Source organism: Streptomyces sp. NBC_00663, assembly GCF_036226885.1.
Lineage (GTDB): Bacteria > Actinomycetota > Actinomycetes > Streptomycetales > Streptomycetaceae > Streptomyces.
This window is the reverse complement of sequence record NZ_CP109027.1, coordinates 5,439,613-5,454,975: the sequence shown is the minus strand read 5'-3', so window position 1 is coordinate 5,454,975 and position 15,363 is coordinate 5,439,613. Positions and strand designations below refer to the sequence as shown.

13 protein-coding genes are annotated in these 15,363 nt (G+C 72.5%); 6 read left to right on the top strand and 7 right to left on the bottom strand.

All coding sequences use genetic code 11. The features are described 5' to 3' along the window. The first annotated feature begins 87 nt into the window (after positions 1–87). The 3 genes from OG866_RS24865 to OG866_RS24855 all read left to right on the top strand — a co-directional run bounded on the left by OG866_RS24865 (position 88) and on the right by OG866_RS24855 (position 4,477). Positions 88–1,296, top strand: a complete 1,209-nt coding sequence (locus OG866_RS24865) for a flavin-containing monooxygenase (protein WP_329337935.1) — start codon at positions 88–90, stop codon at positions 1,294–1,296. Between the two features lie 170 nt (positions 1,297–1,466). Continuing rightward, a complete protein-coding gene (locus OG866_RS24860) occupies positions 1,467–3,692 on the top strand; it encodes an acetate--CoA ligase family protein (protein ID WP_329337933.1) in 2,226 nt (741 codons plus the stop codon). Then, positions 3,683–4,477 (top strand): enoyl-CoA hydratase/isomerase family protein, encoded by a 795-nt coding sequence (locus OG866_RS24855; protein ID WP_329337932.1) that lies wholly within the window; start codon positions 3,683–3,685, stop codon positions 4,475–4,477. The genes OG866_RS24860 and OG866_RS24855 overlap by 10 nt, the downstream gene beginning before the upstream one ends. 16 nt (positions 4,478–4,493) lie before the next feature. Here the strand turns inward: OG866_RS24855 and OG866_RS24850 are convergent, their stop codons facing one another. After that, on the bottom strand, positions 4,494–5,435 hold the full coding sequence (locus OG866_RS24850) for a hypothetical protein (protein WP_329337931.1): 942 nt from the start codon (positions 5,433–5,435) through the stop codon (positions 4,494–4,496). Positions 5,436–5,516: 81 nt separating this feature from the next. Between OG866_RS24850 and OG866_RS24845 the strand changes: the two genes are divergently transcribed. Continuing rightward, entirely contained in the window at positions 5,517–6,143 is a 627-nt protein-coding gene (locus tag OG866_RS24845; RefSeq protein WP_329337929.1) for a flavin reductase family protein, read from the top strand. 8 nt (positions 6,144–6,151) lie between these two features. On the opposite strand, the gene OG866_RS24840 is transcribed toward OG866_RS24845, so the two are convergent. Beyond that, a complete protein-coding gene (locus OG866_RS24840) occupies positions 6,152–7,483 on the bottom strand; it encodes an MFS transporter (protein WP_329337927.1) in 1,332 nt (443 codons plus the stop codon). Between the two features lie 71 nt (positions 7,484–7,554). Here OG866_RS24840 and OG866_RS24835 point away from each other — a divergent pair, with 71 nt between their 5' ends. Then, complete coding sequence (locus OG866_RS24835) at positions 7,555–8,625, top strand: GlxA family transcriptional regulator (protein ID WP_329337925.1); 1,071 nt, start codon at positions 7,555–7,557, stop codon at positions 8,623–8,625. On the opposite strand, the gene OG866_RS24830 is transcribed toward OG866_RS24835, so the two are convergent. From OG866_RS24830 to OG866_RS24815, 4 genes are all read right to left on the bottom strand, one after another. Continuing rightward, the gene (locus OG866_RS24830; RefSeq protein ID WP_329337923.1) at positions 8,533–9,801 is read right to left on the bottom strand and encodes an MFS transporter; all 1,269 of its coding nucleotides are present in this window, start codon (positions 9,799–9,801) and stop codon (positions 8,533–8,535) included. The genes OG866_RS24835 and OG866_RS24830 overlap by 93 nt on opposite strands. Before the next feature lie 121 nt (positions 9,802–9,922). Continuing rightward, on the bottom strand, positions 9,923–10,972 hold the full coding sequence (locus OG866_RS24825; protein ID WP_329337921.1) for a Zn-dependent alcohol dehydrogenase: 1,050 nt from the start codon (positions 10,970–10,972) through the stop codon (positions 9,923–9,925). After that, positions 10,972–12,120, bottom strand: a complete 1,149-nt coding sequence (locus OG866_RS24820; RefSeq protein WP_329337919.1) for an acyl-CoA dehydrogenase family protein — start codon at positions 12,118–12,120, stop codon at positions 10,972–10,974. The genes OG866_RS24825 and OG866_RS24820 overlap by 1 nt, the downstream gene beginning before the upstream one ends. Before the next feature lie 108 nt (positions 12,121–12,228). Beyond that, positions 12,229–13,143, bottom strand: coding sequence for an SDR family oxidoreductase (locus OG866_RS24815; RefSeq protein ID WP_329337917.1), 915 nt, complete (start codon positions 13,141–13,143; stop codon positions 12,229–12,231). 85 nt (positions 13,144–13,228) lie between these two features. Between OG866_RS24815 and OG866_RS24810 the strand changes: the two genes are divergently transcribed. Continuing rightward, positions 13,229–14,155 (top strand): cyclase family protein, encoded by a 927-nt coding sequence (locus OG866_RS24810; protein ID WP_329337916.1) that lies wholly within the window; start codon positions 13,229–13,231, stop codon positions 14,153–14,155. A gap of 348 nt (positions 14,156–14,503) precedes the next feature. On the opposite strand, the gene OG866_RS24805 is transcribed toward OG866_RS24810, so the two are convergent. Beyond that, positions 14,504–14,977, bottom strand: coding sequence for an ATP-binding protein (locus OG866_RS24805; RefSeq protein WP_329344276.1), 474 nt, complete (start codon positions 14,975–14,977; stop codon positions 14,504–14,506). Between the last annotated feature and the right edge of the window lie 386 nt (positions 14,978–15,363).

The window sequence follows — 15,363 nt, the reverse complement described above, 5'->3', positions numbered from 1 at the left end:
CACTCCTCCTACAGGCGTGATCAATCCGCAACCAATTCCCGTCTTGACCGAGACCCATCAACCGGACGCGTGATTACGCTCGCGCTCATGGCCGACTCCACAGCGTCCCCTCCAGCCCCGGCGGAGCCGAACTCCGCCGCCCGCCCCGTGTACGTCATCGGCGGCGGCCCCGGCGGGCTCGCCGCCGCGTACGCGCTGCGCGCCCAGGGCGTGCGCGCCGTCGTCCTGGAGAAGTCCGACCGCGTCGGCGCCTCCTGGCGGCGCCACTACGACCGCCTCCATCTGCACACCACCCGCCGCCTCTCCGGCCTGCCGGGCCTGGCGATGCCGCGCAGGTTCGGGCGCTGGGTGTCCCGCGACAACGTGGTGCGCTATCTGGAGAAGTACGCCGAGCACCACGAGCTGGAGATCGTCACCGGCGTCGAGGTCTCCCGCGTCGAGCGCGCCGCCGACGGCACCGGCTGGCTGCTGCACGCCACCGGCGGCCGTGAACTGACCGGCGCCGCGGTGGTCGTCGCCACCGGCTACAACCACACCCCGCGACTGCCCGAGTGGCCCGGCCGTGACGCCTACACCGGCGACCTCGTGCACGCCTCGGAGTACCGCAACCCCGAGCCCTACGCGGGACGTGACGTGCTCGTCGTCGGCGTCGGCAACACCGGCGCGGAGATCGCCGTGGACCTGGTGGAGGGCGGCGCCTCCCGGGTGCGCCTCTCCGTGCGCACCGCCCCGCACATCGTCCGCCGCTCGACGGCCGGCTGGGCCGCCCAGTACACCGGCGTCCTGGTCCGCCGTCTCCCGGTCGGCCTGGTCGACCGCCTGGCGGGCCCCATGGCCAAGCTGAGCGTGCCCGACCTGTCCGCCCAGGGCCTGCCCCGCCCCGACAGCGGCCTCTACAGCCGGGTCAACGAGGGTGCCATCCCGGTCCAGGACGTCGGCCTCATCGACGCCGTCCGGGCGGGCAGGGTGGAGATCGTCGCCGCCGTCGAGAGCTTCGAGGACGGCAAGGTCGTCCTCGCCGACGGCGACCGTGTCGGCCCGGACGCGGTGATCGCGGCGACCGGCTACGTCCGCGCCCTGGACGGTCTGGTCGGCCACCTCAAGGTCCTCGACGCCCGCGGCAGACCGGTCGTCCACGGCCCGCACACCCCGCCGAACGCCCCCGGCCTCTACTTCACCGGCTACACCAACCCCATCTCCGGCATGTTCCGCGAGCTGGCGATCGACGCGGAGAAGATCGCGAAGGCGATCGCCCGGACGGGGTCCGCGGCCCGGCTGGACGCCGTACGTACGTAGAGCGCCTCCAGCGGGTACGACCACGGATGACCGCCCTTCACGAGGCGCGGGCACACCCACGCGGTACGCCGGCGTCAACTTTGCGTGCACGGCCATTCCTGACACAGCGTCAGTTCCTTTAATCTGACACTGCGTCAGTTAATCGCTGTCACACAGGAGCGGGCGGACCGATGCTTGGATCAACCCACGGCACCCTCACCACCGACTCCCGCCGGGCCCGGGCCATCGCATGCGGCGAGCAACCCGGGCCCGCCGTCCACGGCCGGCCGGCCGACGTCGACGACCTCGACGTCAGCGGCCGCCGGCTCTACGGCGACGTCCCCGACCTGGACCGCTTCTTCCGGCCGGAATCGGTCGCCGTGATCGGCGCCTCGGACACCGAGGGCCGCCCCAACACCGGCGTCACCCGGCAGCTCCTCGGCTGGGCCGAACGCGTCGGGGCCCGGCTGCACCCGGTGCATCCCAGCCGTCCGGACGTGTTCGGCATCCCCTGCGTGGCGTCCGTCGCCGAGCTGCCCGAGCAAGTCGACCTCGCCGTCCTGCTGGTCGCCGACCCGCTTCCGGTGATCGAGGAACTCGCCGAGACCAAGGTGAGGTTCGCGGTCGTCTTCGCCTCCGGGTTCGCGGAGACCGGCGAGGCGGGCGCCGCCGCACAGGCCCGGCTGACGGCCGCCGTACGGCGGTCAGGCATGCGGCTGCTCGGTCCGAACACCAACCTCAACGCCTTCGAGCACTTCCGTGACGACCTCGTCGGACCGGCGATCGCCCTCATCACCCAGTCCGGGCACCAGGGGCGCCCCGTCTTCGCCCTCCAGGAGCTCGGCATCCGCCTCTCCCACTGGGCGCCGACCGGCAACGAGGCCGACCTGGAGACCGCCGACTTCCTCTCCTACTTCGCCGAGCAGCCGGACGTCGGCGCCATCGCCTGCTACGTCGAGGGCCTCAAGGACGGCCGTTCCTTCCTGCTGGCCGCCGACCGGGCCGCCCGCCGCAAGGTGCCGGTGGTCGCGGTCAAGGTGGGCCGCACCGAAACCGGCGCCCGCACGGCCGCCTCCCACACCGGCAAGCTGACCGGCGCGGACGCGGTGGTGGACGCGGCGATGCGGCAGTACGGCGTGATCCGGGTCGACGGTCTCGACGAACTCCAGGACACCGCGGCCCTGTTGGCGCGGGCCCGGCCGCCGCGCGCGGACGGCGTCGTCGTCTACTCGATCTCGGGCGGCACGGGAGCCCACTTCGCCGACCTGGCGACGGAGGCGGGGCTGAAGCTGCCCACGCTCTCGGACGCCAAGCAGGCCGAACTGCACCAGTGGATACCCGAGTACCTGAATGTCGCCAACCCCGTCGACAACGGCGGGCATCCGGTCGGCGACCACCGCGGCCGGAAGATCATCGACGCGATCCTCGACGACCCGGCGGTCGGCGTGCTGATCTGCCCGGTCACCGGCCCCTTCCCGCCGCTCAGCGACAAGCTGGTCCAGGACCTGGTGGACGCGGCCGAGCAGACGGACAAGCTGGTCTGCGTGGTGTGGGGATCGCCGGTCGGCACCGAACCGGCATACCGCGAGGTCCTGTTGGGCTCCTCCCGGGTGGCCACCTTCCGCACCGTCGGCAACTGCGTCACCGCGGTCCGCGCCTACCTCGAACACCACCGCTTCACCGCCGCCTACCGCTCCCCCCTCGACGAGGCCCCCCGCACCACCTCCCCGTCCTTCCGCAAGGCGCAGGCGCTGACGCGCCCGGGCCAGCAGCTGAGCGAGCACGCGGCGAAGCAGCTGCTGCGGGCGTACGGCATCCGCGTGCCGCGCGAGCAACTGGTGACCAGCGCGGCGGCGGCCGTCCGCGCGGCGGGCCTGGTCGGCTACCCGGTGGTGATGAAGGCCTCCGGCGCGCAGATCGCCCACAAGACCGAGCTGGGCCTGGTGAAGATCGGGCTCACCTCCGCGAGCCAGGTCCGCGACGCCTACCGGGAGTTGACCGACATCGCCCGCTACGAGGGCGTCTCCCTGGACGGGGTGCTGGTCTGCCAGATGGTCGAGCGGGGCGTCGAGATGGTCGTCGGCGTCACCCACGACGACCTGTTCGGACCGACGGTCACGGTCGGACTCGGCGGCGTGCTGGTGGAGGTCCTGCGCGACGTGGCGGTACGCGTACCGCCGTTCACCGAGGAGCAGGCCCGGGACATGCTCGGCGACCTGCGGGGTCGGGCACTGCTCGACGGGGTGCGGGGACGGCCACCTGCCGACGTGGACGCCCTCGTCGAGGTCGTCCTGCGGGTGCAGCGGATGGCCCTGGAACTCGGCGACGAACTGGCCGAGCTGGACATCAACCCACTCATGGTCCTGCCACGCGGCCAGGGCGCGGTGGCACTGGACGCACTGGTGGTGTGCCGGTGAGCGATGACGTCGGGTACACCGTCACCGGCCAGGTCCTGTATCTCACCCTCAACCGGCCCGAGGCCCTCAACGCCCTCACCCCCGGCCAACGCGACCTTCTCATCCGGCTGTTGGCGGATGCGTCGGCCGACCCGGGGACGCGGGCCGTGGTCGTCACCGGGACCGGGCGCGGCTTCTGCGCGGGCGCGGACCTGCGTGGTGGTGCGGCAGCCGGGGAGCGGGTCGCGGGGGACGTGGCGCGGATGCTCCGGCTGGGCGCCCAGCGTCTGATCGCCGCGGTCCTCGACTGCGAGAAGCCGGTGATCGCGGCGGTGAACGGCACGGCGGCGGGCCTCGGTGCCCATCTCGCGCTCGCCTGCGACCTCGTCCTGGCCGCGGAGTCGGCGAAGTTCATCGAGGTGTTCGTACGACGCGGCCTCGTCCCCGACGGCGGGGGCGCCTATCTCCTCCCCCGCCTGGTCGGCCCGCAGCGCGCGAAGGAGCTGATGTTCTTCGGCGACGCCCTCACCGCCGCCGACGCCGAACGCCTGGGCCTGGTCAACCGGGTCGTCCCGGACGGGGAGCTGGCGAAGACGGCCGCCGAGTGGGCCGGCCGCCTCGCCGCGGGGCCGACCCGCGCGATCGCCCTCACCAAGCAGCTCGTCAACGCCTCCCTCGACACCGACCGCGCCACCGCGTTCGCCGCGGAGGCCGCCGCGCAGGAGATCAACATGACGACGGCGGACGCCCGGGAGGGGGTGGCTGCCTTCGTGGAGCGGCGGAGCGCGGAGTTCAGGGGGCGGTGACCGCAGCCGATCCGCGTCACTTCTTCTTGAGGATCCGCAGCTCGCCCGCGTCCGCGTCGCCGAACAGCACGAACAGCTGGGGGTCGTGGGCCGTGCCGCCGATCGTCCAGTACGTCTGCTCCCCGCATCCGCCGTCGAGCCGTACGACGACTCCGTCCCGCTCCTTCGGCCCCTCCCCGCCGTAGGCGTCCTCGCGTCCCTCCCGGTCGACGGTCCAGGTGCCGGTGCCGTCGCAGCGGACGTACTCGAAGCCGTCGGGGTCCTGGAGCGGGAGGTCGGTGAAGTCGGCCCGGCCGCCCGCACGCAGGTTCAGGACCGCGCCGCCGTCGCCGCGCCAGGCGCCGGTGAGCTGCTCGACGGAGAGCGTCGGAGGCGCGTAGTCCTTGAGCAGTCCGGTGAAGGAGGCCGCGACCGCGCCGCCGACGATCAGGACGCAGAGCCCGAAGGTGGCGCAGGCCGAGCGGAGCCAGACACCGAAGAACCCCCACGCGCTGCCCTTGATCCGGGCACGGCGGCGGACGTAGGCCACGGCCAGGAGCGGGAGAAGACCGAACGCGGCCAGCATGCCCGCCGCGGCGAGCACCGCCGGCCCGGACGCGGACCACCCGGCCAGGACCAGCACCCAGAAGACGCTGACCAGGATGACGAACCCGAGGTGCCACAGCCACTCCGGCCCACGCAGCCGGCGCACGGCCACGCGCGCGAGGACGAGCACGGGCATCACGGCCACGGCCGCGTACAGGGTGGCCAGGAACGGCAGCAGGACGAGGACCAGCAGGAAGAAGGCCCCGGCGAGCGCGCCGCCCAGCCCGCTGCCGTAGTCGTCGTCGTTGATGGTCGTCAGCCACGCGAGCAGCCAGAGCACCGGCACCTGAAGCGCGGTCGCCGCCGCAGCCGTGTGCAGCTCGGACCACTTCCAGGCGTCCGTGAGCTGCCGTCGTCCCTCTCCCCACCCCATGCACGCAGGGTACGGAAGGCCTTCGGCGCCCGCGCACCACCCCTTTCCATCTGACGCTCCGTCAGCTTCAATGAAGGTGTGATGGGACAAGCAGGCACAGCCGAGGCCGCCGTCCGCTATCTGCGGTCCGTGGCCGCGGCTGGGGAATCCACGGCGCGGGACGTCCCGGCCACACCCCTGGACCCCCTGCCCCGCCCCGACCTGCGCTGTGTCGGCGAGGACGAGCGGGCGCCGGTCGGACAGGGCGAGTTCCGGCGGGTGCTGGGGAACTTCGCGACGGGCGTGGCCGTGGTCACCGCAGCCGCCACCGACGGCGAGTCCGGTCCCGCCGGCTTCGCCTGCCAGTCCTTCTCCGCCCTCTCCCTCGACCCGCCCCTGGTCACCTTCATGGTCGGCCGTACGTCGACGACATGGCCCCGCATCGCCCGCGCCGGCGCCTTCTGTGTCAACGTCCTCGCCGCCCACCAGGGCGCCCTGTGCCGCGGCTTCGCGGTCAGCGGCGCGGACAAGTTCGCGGGAGTGGCCTACGACGCGGCGCCCTGCTCCGGCGCCCCCCGCCTCACGGGCGCGCTCGCCTGGATCGACTGCACGATCCACGCGGTGCACACCGGCGGCGACCATCTGATCGTGGTCGGCCGGGTGGACGCGCTGGGCACGGGCGACGAGGACGCGGCGCCCCTGCTGTTCCACAGGGGGCGGTTCGTCTGACCGACCGGTCAGACCGCGGCCACCCGCACCGCCGCCACCGGCTTCCGCCGGATCACCAGCGCCATCAGCGCCGCCGCCGCGCACAGCGCCCCGGAGAAGTACCAGACCATGTCGTACGACCCGAAGACGTCCCGGGCCACACCGCCGAGGAAGGCCACCAGCGCCGCCCCGACCTGGTGCGAGGCCAGCACCCAGCCGAAGACGATCGGGCTGTCCTCGCCGTACTGCTCCCGGCACAGCGCCACGGTGGGCGGCACGGTGGCGACCCAGTCGAGGCCGTAGAAGACGATGAAGAACAGCATCGGAGGGTGGACGCTGGGCGCCAGCAGCATCGGCAGGAAGAGCAGCGAGACGCCGCGCAGCGCGTAGTACGTCGCGAGCAGCCGGCGGGCGTCGTAGCGGTCGGTGAACCAGCCGGAGGCGATCGTGCCGACCACGTCGAAGACGCCGATGACCGCGAGCAGCGAGGCCGCCGCCTGGACCGGCATGTGCGCGTCGTGGGCGGCGGGCACGAAGTGGGTCTGGATCAGGCCGTTGGTGGAGGCGCCGCAGATCGCGAAGGTGCCGGCCAGCAGCCAGAACGGGCCGGTGCGGGCGGCCTTGACCAGGACGCTCAGCGCGCGGCGGCCGGCGCCCGGCACGGGCTCCGGCTTGGGCACGAACTCCTCGGCCCCGTACGGCTTCAGGCCCACGTCGGCCGGGTGGTCGCGCAGCAGCAGCCAGACGAAGGGGACGACCGCGAGGGCGGCCAGGGACACCGTGACGGCCGCCGGGCGCCAGCTGTGCTCCTCCACCATCCAGGACAGCACCGGCAGGAAGATCAGCTGGCCGGAGGCGGAGGCGGCGGTCAGGATGCCGGTGACCAGACCGCGGCGCCCGGTGAACCAGCGGTTGGTGACGGTCGCCGCGAAGGCCAGCGCCATCGATCCCGACCCCAGCCCGACCAGCAGCCCCCAGCACAGCATGAGCTGCCAGGCCGCCGTCATCCACACGGTCAGCCCCGACCCGAGCGCGATCACGGTCAGCGCCACCGCGACGACCCGGCGGATGCCGAAGCGGTCCATCAGCGCGGCGGCGAAGGGGGCGGTGAGCCCGTACAGGGCGAGGTTGATGGAGACAGCGGCGCTGATCGTGCCGCGCGACCAGCCGAAGTCCTGGTGCAGCGGGTCGATGAGCAGGCCGGGAAGCGACCGGAAGGCGGCGGCGCCGATGATCGTCACGAAGGCGACGGCGGCGACGAACCAGGCGCGGTGCAGTGACATTCTGCGGCTCCGCCGCGGGCGGGCGGGCTTCTTTCCCGTACGGGGCGCCTGGACGGCGGCTTCGGTTGTCTGGGTCACGACATAGAGCTTCCGATCCGCGGCCTTCCCGATCGAGTGGCCCGAAGGACAGCATTCGTTAGGATCGGGCCATGCATCGATCCGCGAGCCGTGAGCCGAGCACCGGGCCGACCACCACCGCGCCCACCGCTGAGCCGGGGTTCCGTCCGCACCGCGTCGTCGTCCTCGCCATGGACGGCGCGCTCCCCTTCGAGCTGGGCATCCCGCACCGCATCTTCGGGCGCCCGCGAGACGCCGAGGGACGGCACCTGTACGAGGTCGTCACCTGCTCGATCCGGCCACCGGGCCCGGTCCGCACGGACGCCGACTTCGACATCATGGTGGCGAACGGCCCGGAGACCCTCGCCACCGCCGACACCGTGATCGTCCCCGCCTCCTACGAGTTCGGCCCGGTCTACGACGACGGCGTCCTCACCCCCGAGCTGGCCGCGGCCCTCGCCCACATCCGCCCCGGCACCCGTCTCGCCTCCATCTGCACGGGCGTCTACGTCCTCGCCGCCGCCGGCGCGCTCGACGGCCGCCCCGCCACCACGCACTGGGCCGACGCCGAACGCCTCCAACGGCTCTTCCCGCGGATCAGGGTCGACGCGGACGTCCTGTACGTCGACGACGGCGACGTCCTGACCTCCGCGGGCGTCGCCGCCGGGGTCGACCTGTGCCTGCACATGCTGCGCCGCGACCACGGCACCGCCGTCGCCAACGCCGTGGCCCGCCGTACGGTCGTACCCCCTCATCGCGAGGGCGGACAGGCGCAGTTCATCCAGCGTCCGGTGCCCGAGCCGCAGCTGGCCACCACGACCGCGGCCCGCGCCTGGGCGCTTGACCGGCTGCACGAGCCGATCCAGCTGCGGGACATGGCCGAACAGGAGGCCATGTCCGTACGGACCTTCACGCGCCGCTTCCGCGAGGAGGTCGGCATCAGCCCCGGCCAGTGGCTCACCCAGCAGCGGGTGGAGCGCGCCCGGCATCTGCTGGAGTCCTCCGACCTGTCCGTCGACCAAGTGGCGAGGGACGCCGGCTTCGGCACGGCCCAGTCGATGCGCCAGCACCTACAGCAGGCGCTCGGCGTCACCCCGACCAGCTACCGGCGCACGTTCCGCGCGGGCACCGACGCCACCGGCCGTACGCCCAGCCGTATCTGACGCCCGCGCCCGCGCCTCGCCGCGCACCTCCCCCCACCAGCCGAGCGCCGTGAGCAGCAGCCCCAGCGCCACACCCGCGAGAACGGCCGTGGACGGGGCCACCACCTGGAGCAGCCCACCGGCGAGGGACCCCGTCGCCGCGTATCCGGCCCCCGCCGCCGCGTACATCACGGAGTACCCGGCGGCCACGGCACCGGGCGGCACGGCCTCCCGCAGGGCCAGGTTGCGGGTGATCAGCGCACCCGACTGGATCGCGCCCGCGAGCGCCAGGGCGACCGCGATACCGGCCGCGCCCGGTATCAGGGCGGCGAGCACCACGAACGCCGACATGCCGCACATCAGCACCGCGCTGCGCGTCCGCAGCCGCCCGGGCCATGCCCGCACCCCGTACAGGAACGCGCCGAGTGCCGCCGACGCGGCCATGCCGGCCAGCATCGGGCCGGTCCAGCCGATGCCGATGCCGCGCTGTTCGAGCAGGGCGGGCAGGGTGAGTTCGGAGAGGCCCAGCAGGGTGAGGCTGGCTGCGCCGGTGACGTAGACCGGCCAGGCGCGGATCAGCACGCGGAGGGTCGAGGGGCCGCCGTCCTCCCCCTCTCGCGCCTCGTCGTCCCAGCGGGCGGGCAGCCGCCACAGGCCCGCGACCGACGACGCCATCAGGGCGGCGGCGAGGAGAAGCGGGGCGCGCGGCGCGACGCCGAGGGCGAGCCAGGCGACCGCGACGGGCGACACGGCCCACACCCCGGCCATCAGCATCGACTCGGTGGACAGCGCCTGGGCCACGGCACGGTCGGGAACGAGCGAGGTCAGCAGCGTCCGCAGCCCACCGGTGACCGCCCCCGGCGCGAACCCGGCCACGAAGGCGAACGCCCCCAGCACCCCGCTCGGCGCACCGGGCAGCACCCCGAGCCCCGCGAACCCCACCGCCCCGCCCACCAGCCCGAGGGCCAGATGGCGGCGCCCCCGCGCGGCATCCAGCCGCATCCCGAGCACCGGCGCACCGACGATCTCGCCGATCACATAGGCCGCCGCGAGCGCGGCACCCAGCGTGTACCCACCGGGTCGCTCCCGCACCAGGAAGACCAGAGCGAGCGGGGCCATGGCGACCGGCATACGGGAGCCGACGGCCGTCGCGGCCCAGACGAGGACCTGTCGGGAGGCGAGATCGCGATAGGACATGGGCACGACGGTAGGCGGCGCCACCGACAACCCGGCAGTGGTTTTTCCCGGCCTGTGGACAACCCCGAGCCGGCTCAGAGATCAGCCCCAAGCCAGCTCAGAAGATCAGCCCCGAGCCGGCTCAGAAGGTCAGCACCCCCCGAGCCACCTTCCCCGCCTCCGCGTCCGCCACCGCCCGCTCGAACTCCTCCACCGGATACGTCTGCGTCACCAGCTCATCGAGCAGCAACCGCCCGGTCCGATACAGCTCGGCGTACAGCGGGATGTCCCGCTGCGGTCGCGACGCCCCGTACCGGCACCCCAGGATCGACTTGTCCAGGAACAGCGAGGACACGGCGAAGGACGCCTCCGCGCCCGCCGGCGGCACCCCCAACAACACAGCCTGTCCATGCCGGTCCAGCAGATCGATCGCCTGCCGGACGAGCTCTACCCGCCCCACGCACTCGAACACGTGATCCGCCCCCGTGGGCAGCAGCTCGCGCACCCCTTCCGTGGACGTCAGGAAGTCCGTCGCCCCGAACTGCCGCGCCACCGCCTCCTTGGCCGGATTGGCGTCGACGGCGACGATCCGCGACGCCCCCGCGATCCGGGCCCCTTGGAGGACGTTGAGCCCGATGCCGCCGGTGCCGATCACGACCACGCCGTCCCCCCGGTCCACCCTGGCCCGGTTGAGCACGGCGCCCACCCCGGTCAGCACCCCGCATCCGATGAGCGCGGCGGAGGAAAGGGGGATGTCCTCCGGGATCCGTACCGCCTGGACGGCCTTCACCACGGTCCGCTCGGCGAAGGCCGAGTTGGAGGCGAACTGGAACACCGGCCGCCCCTCGCGCGAGAAGGGCCGCCCCGGCCGCCCGATGGCCTGCCGGCACATGGTGGGCCGCCCCCGGTCGCACTCCGCACAGGTCCCGCAGTTGGCAAGGGTGGACAGCGCGACATGATCACCGGCCGCGACATGGGTAACGCCCGCGCCCACGGCCGCCACCACGCCCGCCCCCTCGTGCCCCAGCACCACGGGCACGGGAAAGGGGATGGTGCCGTCCACGACGGACAGATCGCTGTGACACAACCCGGCGGCCGCGATGGCGACGACCACCTCGCCGGGCCCCGGCTCCCGCACCTCCAGGTCGTCCACGACCTCGACCCGCTTCCCGTCGAACAGGACTCCGCGCATCACACAACCCCCTTGGGTTCCCTGGGCAGACCGAGCACCCGCTCGGCGATGATCGTGCGCTGGATCTGGTCCGAGCCGCCGTACACGGTGTCGGCCCGGGAGAACAGGAACAGCTCCTGGAACGCGTCGAGTTCATACGGCGAGGAGGCGGCCCAGTCCCGCGGCCCCACACCCCCGCTCGCCCCCCGCACGGCCATGGCCAGCTCCCCGAGCCGCTGATGCCAGCCGCCCCACAGCAGCTTGGCCACGCTGGGCGCCCCCGCGTCCCCGGCCCGGCCGAGCGTCCGCAGCGCGTTCCACCGCATGACCCGCAGCTCGGCCCACTGCCGGACGAGCCGTTCCCGTACGACAGGGTCCTTGACCGCCCCCGACCCGACCGCGGCCCGCACCACCCGCCCCAACTCCTCGGCGAACCCGATCTGCTGGGCCAGCGTGGACACCCCGCGCTCGAACCCGAGCAGACTCATCGCGACCCGCCACCCGGCCCCTTCGCCCCCGACGACATGCTCCGCACGCGCGCGTGCCCCGTCGAAGAAGACCTCGTTGAAGTCACTCGTCCCCGTCAGCTGCCGAATGGGCCGCACCTCGATCCGCCCCGGCTGATCCATGGGCACGAGGAGAAGCGACAGTCCCTGATGCCGCCGCGACCCGGCCTCGGTCCGGGCCAGCACAAAACACCAGTCGGCGTCCTGCGCGAGCGAGGTCCAGATCTTCTGCCCGGTGATCCGGTAGTACGCCCCGTCCCGCACGGCCCCGGTCCGCACCCCGGCGAGATCCGACCCGGCCCCGGGCTCGCTGTACCCCTGACACCACAGCTCGTCCCCGGCGGCGATGGCGGGAAGGAACCGCGCCTTCTGCTCCGGGCTGCCGTGAGCGATGAGCGTGGGCGCAAGCAGGTTCTCCCCGATGTGCCCGGACCGAGGAGGAGCCGAGGACCGCGCATACTCCTCGGCCCAGACGACCTGCTGAGTCAGCCCGACGGTCCGATTGCCGTACCCCTCCTCAGCCCATCCGAGCCCGATCCACCCGGCGGCGCCGAGGGCGCGTTCCCACTCCCGCCGGTCGAGCCCACCACGAACATGCGCACCGAGCCAGTCGTGCACCTCGGCACGGAAGATCTCGTCGTCGCCACTGAACCCGAAGTCCACAGAGGGCCTCCTCTCAACGCCGGACATGTGCACGCCCCTAAGGGGCGCGGGGAACTGCGCGACCCGCCACATCCGACCCGCACCCGCCAAACAACAACTCCACCCGAGCTATTGGGCGTTAGGCCTCTCACCCCGCGCGGCCGCCTCCTCCATCGCCGCCACCCGCGCCAGCATCGGCATCGGATCCACCCCCACCGACCCCGGCAGAAACTCGGCGATCGCATCCGGCGTCCACCCACCCACCGCATACGCCGCGCGCAGCTCCCGCGGCTGAGCCCACACCGCCAGCTTCGCCCCCGCGATCGTGTACACCTGCCCGGTCACACCCACCTCCCGGGCCCGATCCGAGAGCAGATACACCACCAGGGCCGCCACATCCTCCGGCTCCCCGATCTCCGCCAGCTCCATGGGCACGCCCGCGGACATCCGCGTACGAGCGACGGGCGCCACCGCATTCGCGGTCACCCCGTACTTGTGCAGGCCCAGCGCGGCGCTCCGCACGAGCGAGATGACCCCGCCCTTCGCCGCGCTGTAGTTCGCCTGGGAGACCGACCCCTGATGGTTGCCGCTGGTGAACCCGATCAGCGTCCCGGCCCGCTGCTTCCGCATCACCGCCGAGGCCGCCCGGAACACGGTGAACGTGCCCTTCAGATGTGTCGCGACGACCGGATCCCACTCCTCCTCGGTCATGTTGAACAGCATCCGCTCGCGCAGGATCCCGGCGACGCACACGACCCCGTCGAGCCGCCCGTACGAGGACAGCGCGACGTCGACCACCCGCTGTCCACCGGCCATCGTGGACACGTCGTCGGCCACGGCGACGGCCTCGCCGCCCGCCGCCACGATCTCCTTGACGACCCCTTCGGCGATCTCGCTCGTCGGCGAGGACCCGTCCACGGACACGCCGTAGTCGTTGACGACGACCCGCGCTCCCTCGGCCGCGGCGGCGAGCGCCACCGCCCGTCCGATCCCCCGCCCCGCCCCCGTCACGGCGACGACCTTGCCTGCCAAGAAGTTCCCCACGACCGGCCCCTTCCCGCGGTTTCTGACGGACCGTTAGATTTTATGACCCGTCAGATACCCGGAGACAAGCCCCTGGGGAGCGTCGATGACATTGCCGGCCGAGTTCCACGACATCGCCAAACGCGTGAACAACTGGGGGCGTTGGGGCACCGACGACGAGATCGGCACGCTCAACCTGATCACCGACGAGGTGGTACGACAGGCCGCCGCCGAGGTCAGGACGGGCCGCCGTGTCCCGCTCGCCCTGCCCCTGCAACAGGACGGCGTGCAGACCGGCATGATCCCGGGCCGGGTCAACCCGCTGCACGCCATGGTGCAGATCAACCAGGAGATCTTCGGCCCGGGAACGGTGGCGTGCAGCGACGACGCCGTGACGATGGGCCTCCAGGCGGCCACCCACTGGGACGCGCTCACCCACGTCTCGCACTCGGGCCGGCTCTACAACGGCCGCCCCGCCGACACCATCACCCCGCACGGCGGCGCCGAGTTCAGCGGCATCGACAAGGCGCGGCACATCGTCTCGCGCGGGGTGCTGCTGGACGTGGCACGCGCGCGGGGCGTCGCACGGCTGGACGGCGGCCACGCCGTCACCCCGGAGGACCTGGAGGCGGCCGAGGAACTCGCGGGCACGCGCGTGCGGGCCGGCGACATCGTGCTCGTACGGACGGGCCAGATCCAGGTGTGTCTCGCGGGCGACAAGCACGCGTACGGCTATCCGTCACCGGGCCTGTCGATCCGTACGCCTCAGTGGTTCCACGCGCGCGATGTGGCGGCCGTCGCGAACGACACCCTGACCTTCGAGATATTTCCGCCGGAGATCGAGGATCTGTGGCTGCCCGTGCATGCGCTGGACCTGGTGGAGATGGGGATGCTGCAGGGCCAGAACTGGAATCTCGAAGAGTTGTCCACAGCCTGTGGAGAAGAGCGCCGCTACACGTTCCTGCTGTCGGCGATGCCCGAGCCGTTCACGGGCGCGACGGGAACTCCCGTGGCACCGGTCGCCATTCTCTGAGCAGGCCTTCCGGACAAGTCTTCCGGTACAAGGCCGAACGGCGGCACCGCGCGCCGCCGTCCGGCTCCGGCGTACCCGCCCCGGTTCCCGGCCCCGAGGGAACCGACGCCGAACCAACGACCCACACTCGCCAAGGGCTTCCGTCACCGAAACCCTCGCCGTCCCCTCGCGGCGAATCGCTGACCACAAGCGTGAGCAAACGGACACGCGGCGTCAACACCAGCAAAGGTTTTTATTACTTACGCCCCATTTGTGACAGGCGCGCACGGAAGCACGTCACGGCGCACCGCCCCTCATCCGACGGAGGCGACCCGGCCACTTTGCGGCCGTGCACCGATCGCGCGGCCCCTACACCGCTTCGTACGCCAGGCCCTCGTAGCCCTCGAACGCCGAAGTGCCGCCGCCGAAGGCGGGCGCGGGTTCCCGGCGGCCCTGCGTACACCGGTCGAGCTCGCACCAGATGCGCTTGCCCGCGCCCTCGGGGCTCCAGCCCCAGCGGTCGGCGAGTCCGTCGACCAGGGCGAGACCCCGGCCGCCCGTCGCGTCCCCGTCGGCGCAACGCGGCACCGGCGCACAGCCGCTGGTGTCGGCCACCTCCAACCGGACGGTGGCCTCCTCGGTCGCGGAACCGGGCAACGACAGCCGCAGCACGGCCGGACAGCCGGTGTGCACCACGGCGTTGGTCACCAGCTCGGACACGAGCAGGATCAGGGTCTCGGCGAGCGGCTCGTCGGCCCCTATGCCGGACCCGGCGAGCCGCGACCGGGCCCACCTGCGTGCTCGTCCCACCTCAGCGGGGTCGGGCCGGATCTCCAGCTGCACTTGAAGCACCTGCACCGCTCACACCATCCGAACCGGCAGACACATAGCCTCGCGCCTCACGAGGGCCACGATCGTAGCCATTTTTTGCATGGCCAGAACAACAGCCAAAGCCGGGGTCACACAACGTGAGTCCCTTACGAGCCAGCATGGTTGACGTACAGTCACCCCAACAAGCGCTTCGGGCATATTCCAGCGCGAAGGAGTACCCGTGCGCCATACTGTGCGACGCTCGCTGCGGGGAGTCGAACAGGCGGGGGCCGACGGCCCTCCCACCCGGCGAGAGGCGGCGCGCACCGCCGCACCCGGAGCCGCCTCGGAGGCAACACCGGCACGGCTCGTGCTCGGAACCACTCGCATCCCACAGAAGGTACCGGAGTAGGACACCG

Bases quoted from the DNA above. Each gene is read 5' to 3' on its own strand.
- OG866_RS24830 (WP_329337923.1), bottom strand. From the start codon at position 9,801: ATGTCCTATCGCGATCTCGCCTCCCGACAGGTCCTCGTCTGGGCCGCG.
- OG866_RS24865 (WP_329337935.1), top strand. From the start codon at position 88: ATGGCCGACTCCACAGCGTCCCCTCCAGCCCCGGCGGAGCCGAACTCC.
- OG866_RS24860 (WP_329337933.1), top strand. From the start codon at position 1,467: ATGCTTGGATCAACCCACGGCACCCTCACCACCGACTCCCGCCGGGCC.
- OG866_RS24810 (WP_329337916.1), top strand. From the start codon at position 13,229: ATGACATTGCCGGCCGAGTTCCACGACATCGCCAAACGCGTGAACAAC.
- OG866_RS24835 (WP_329337925.1), top strand. From the start codon at position 7,555: ATGCATCGATCCGCGAGCCGTGAGCCGAGCACCGGGCCGACCACCACC.
- OG866_RS24845 (WP_329337929.1), top strand. From the start codon at position 5,517: ATGGGACAAGCAGGCACAGCCGAGGCCGCCGTCCGCTATCTGCGGTCC.
- OG866_RS24850 (WP_329337931.1), bottom strand. From the start codon at position 5,435: ATGGGGTGGGGAGAGGGACGACGGCAGCTCACGGACGCCTGGAAGTGG.
- OG866_RS24825 (WP_329337921.1), bottom strand. From the start codon at position 10,972: ATGCGCGGAGTCCTGTTCGACGGGAAGCGGGTCGAGGTCGTGGACGAC.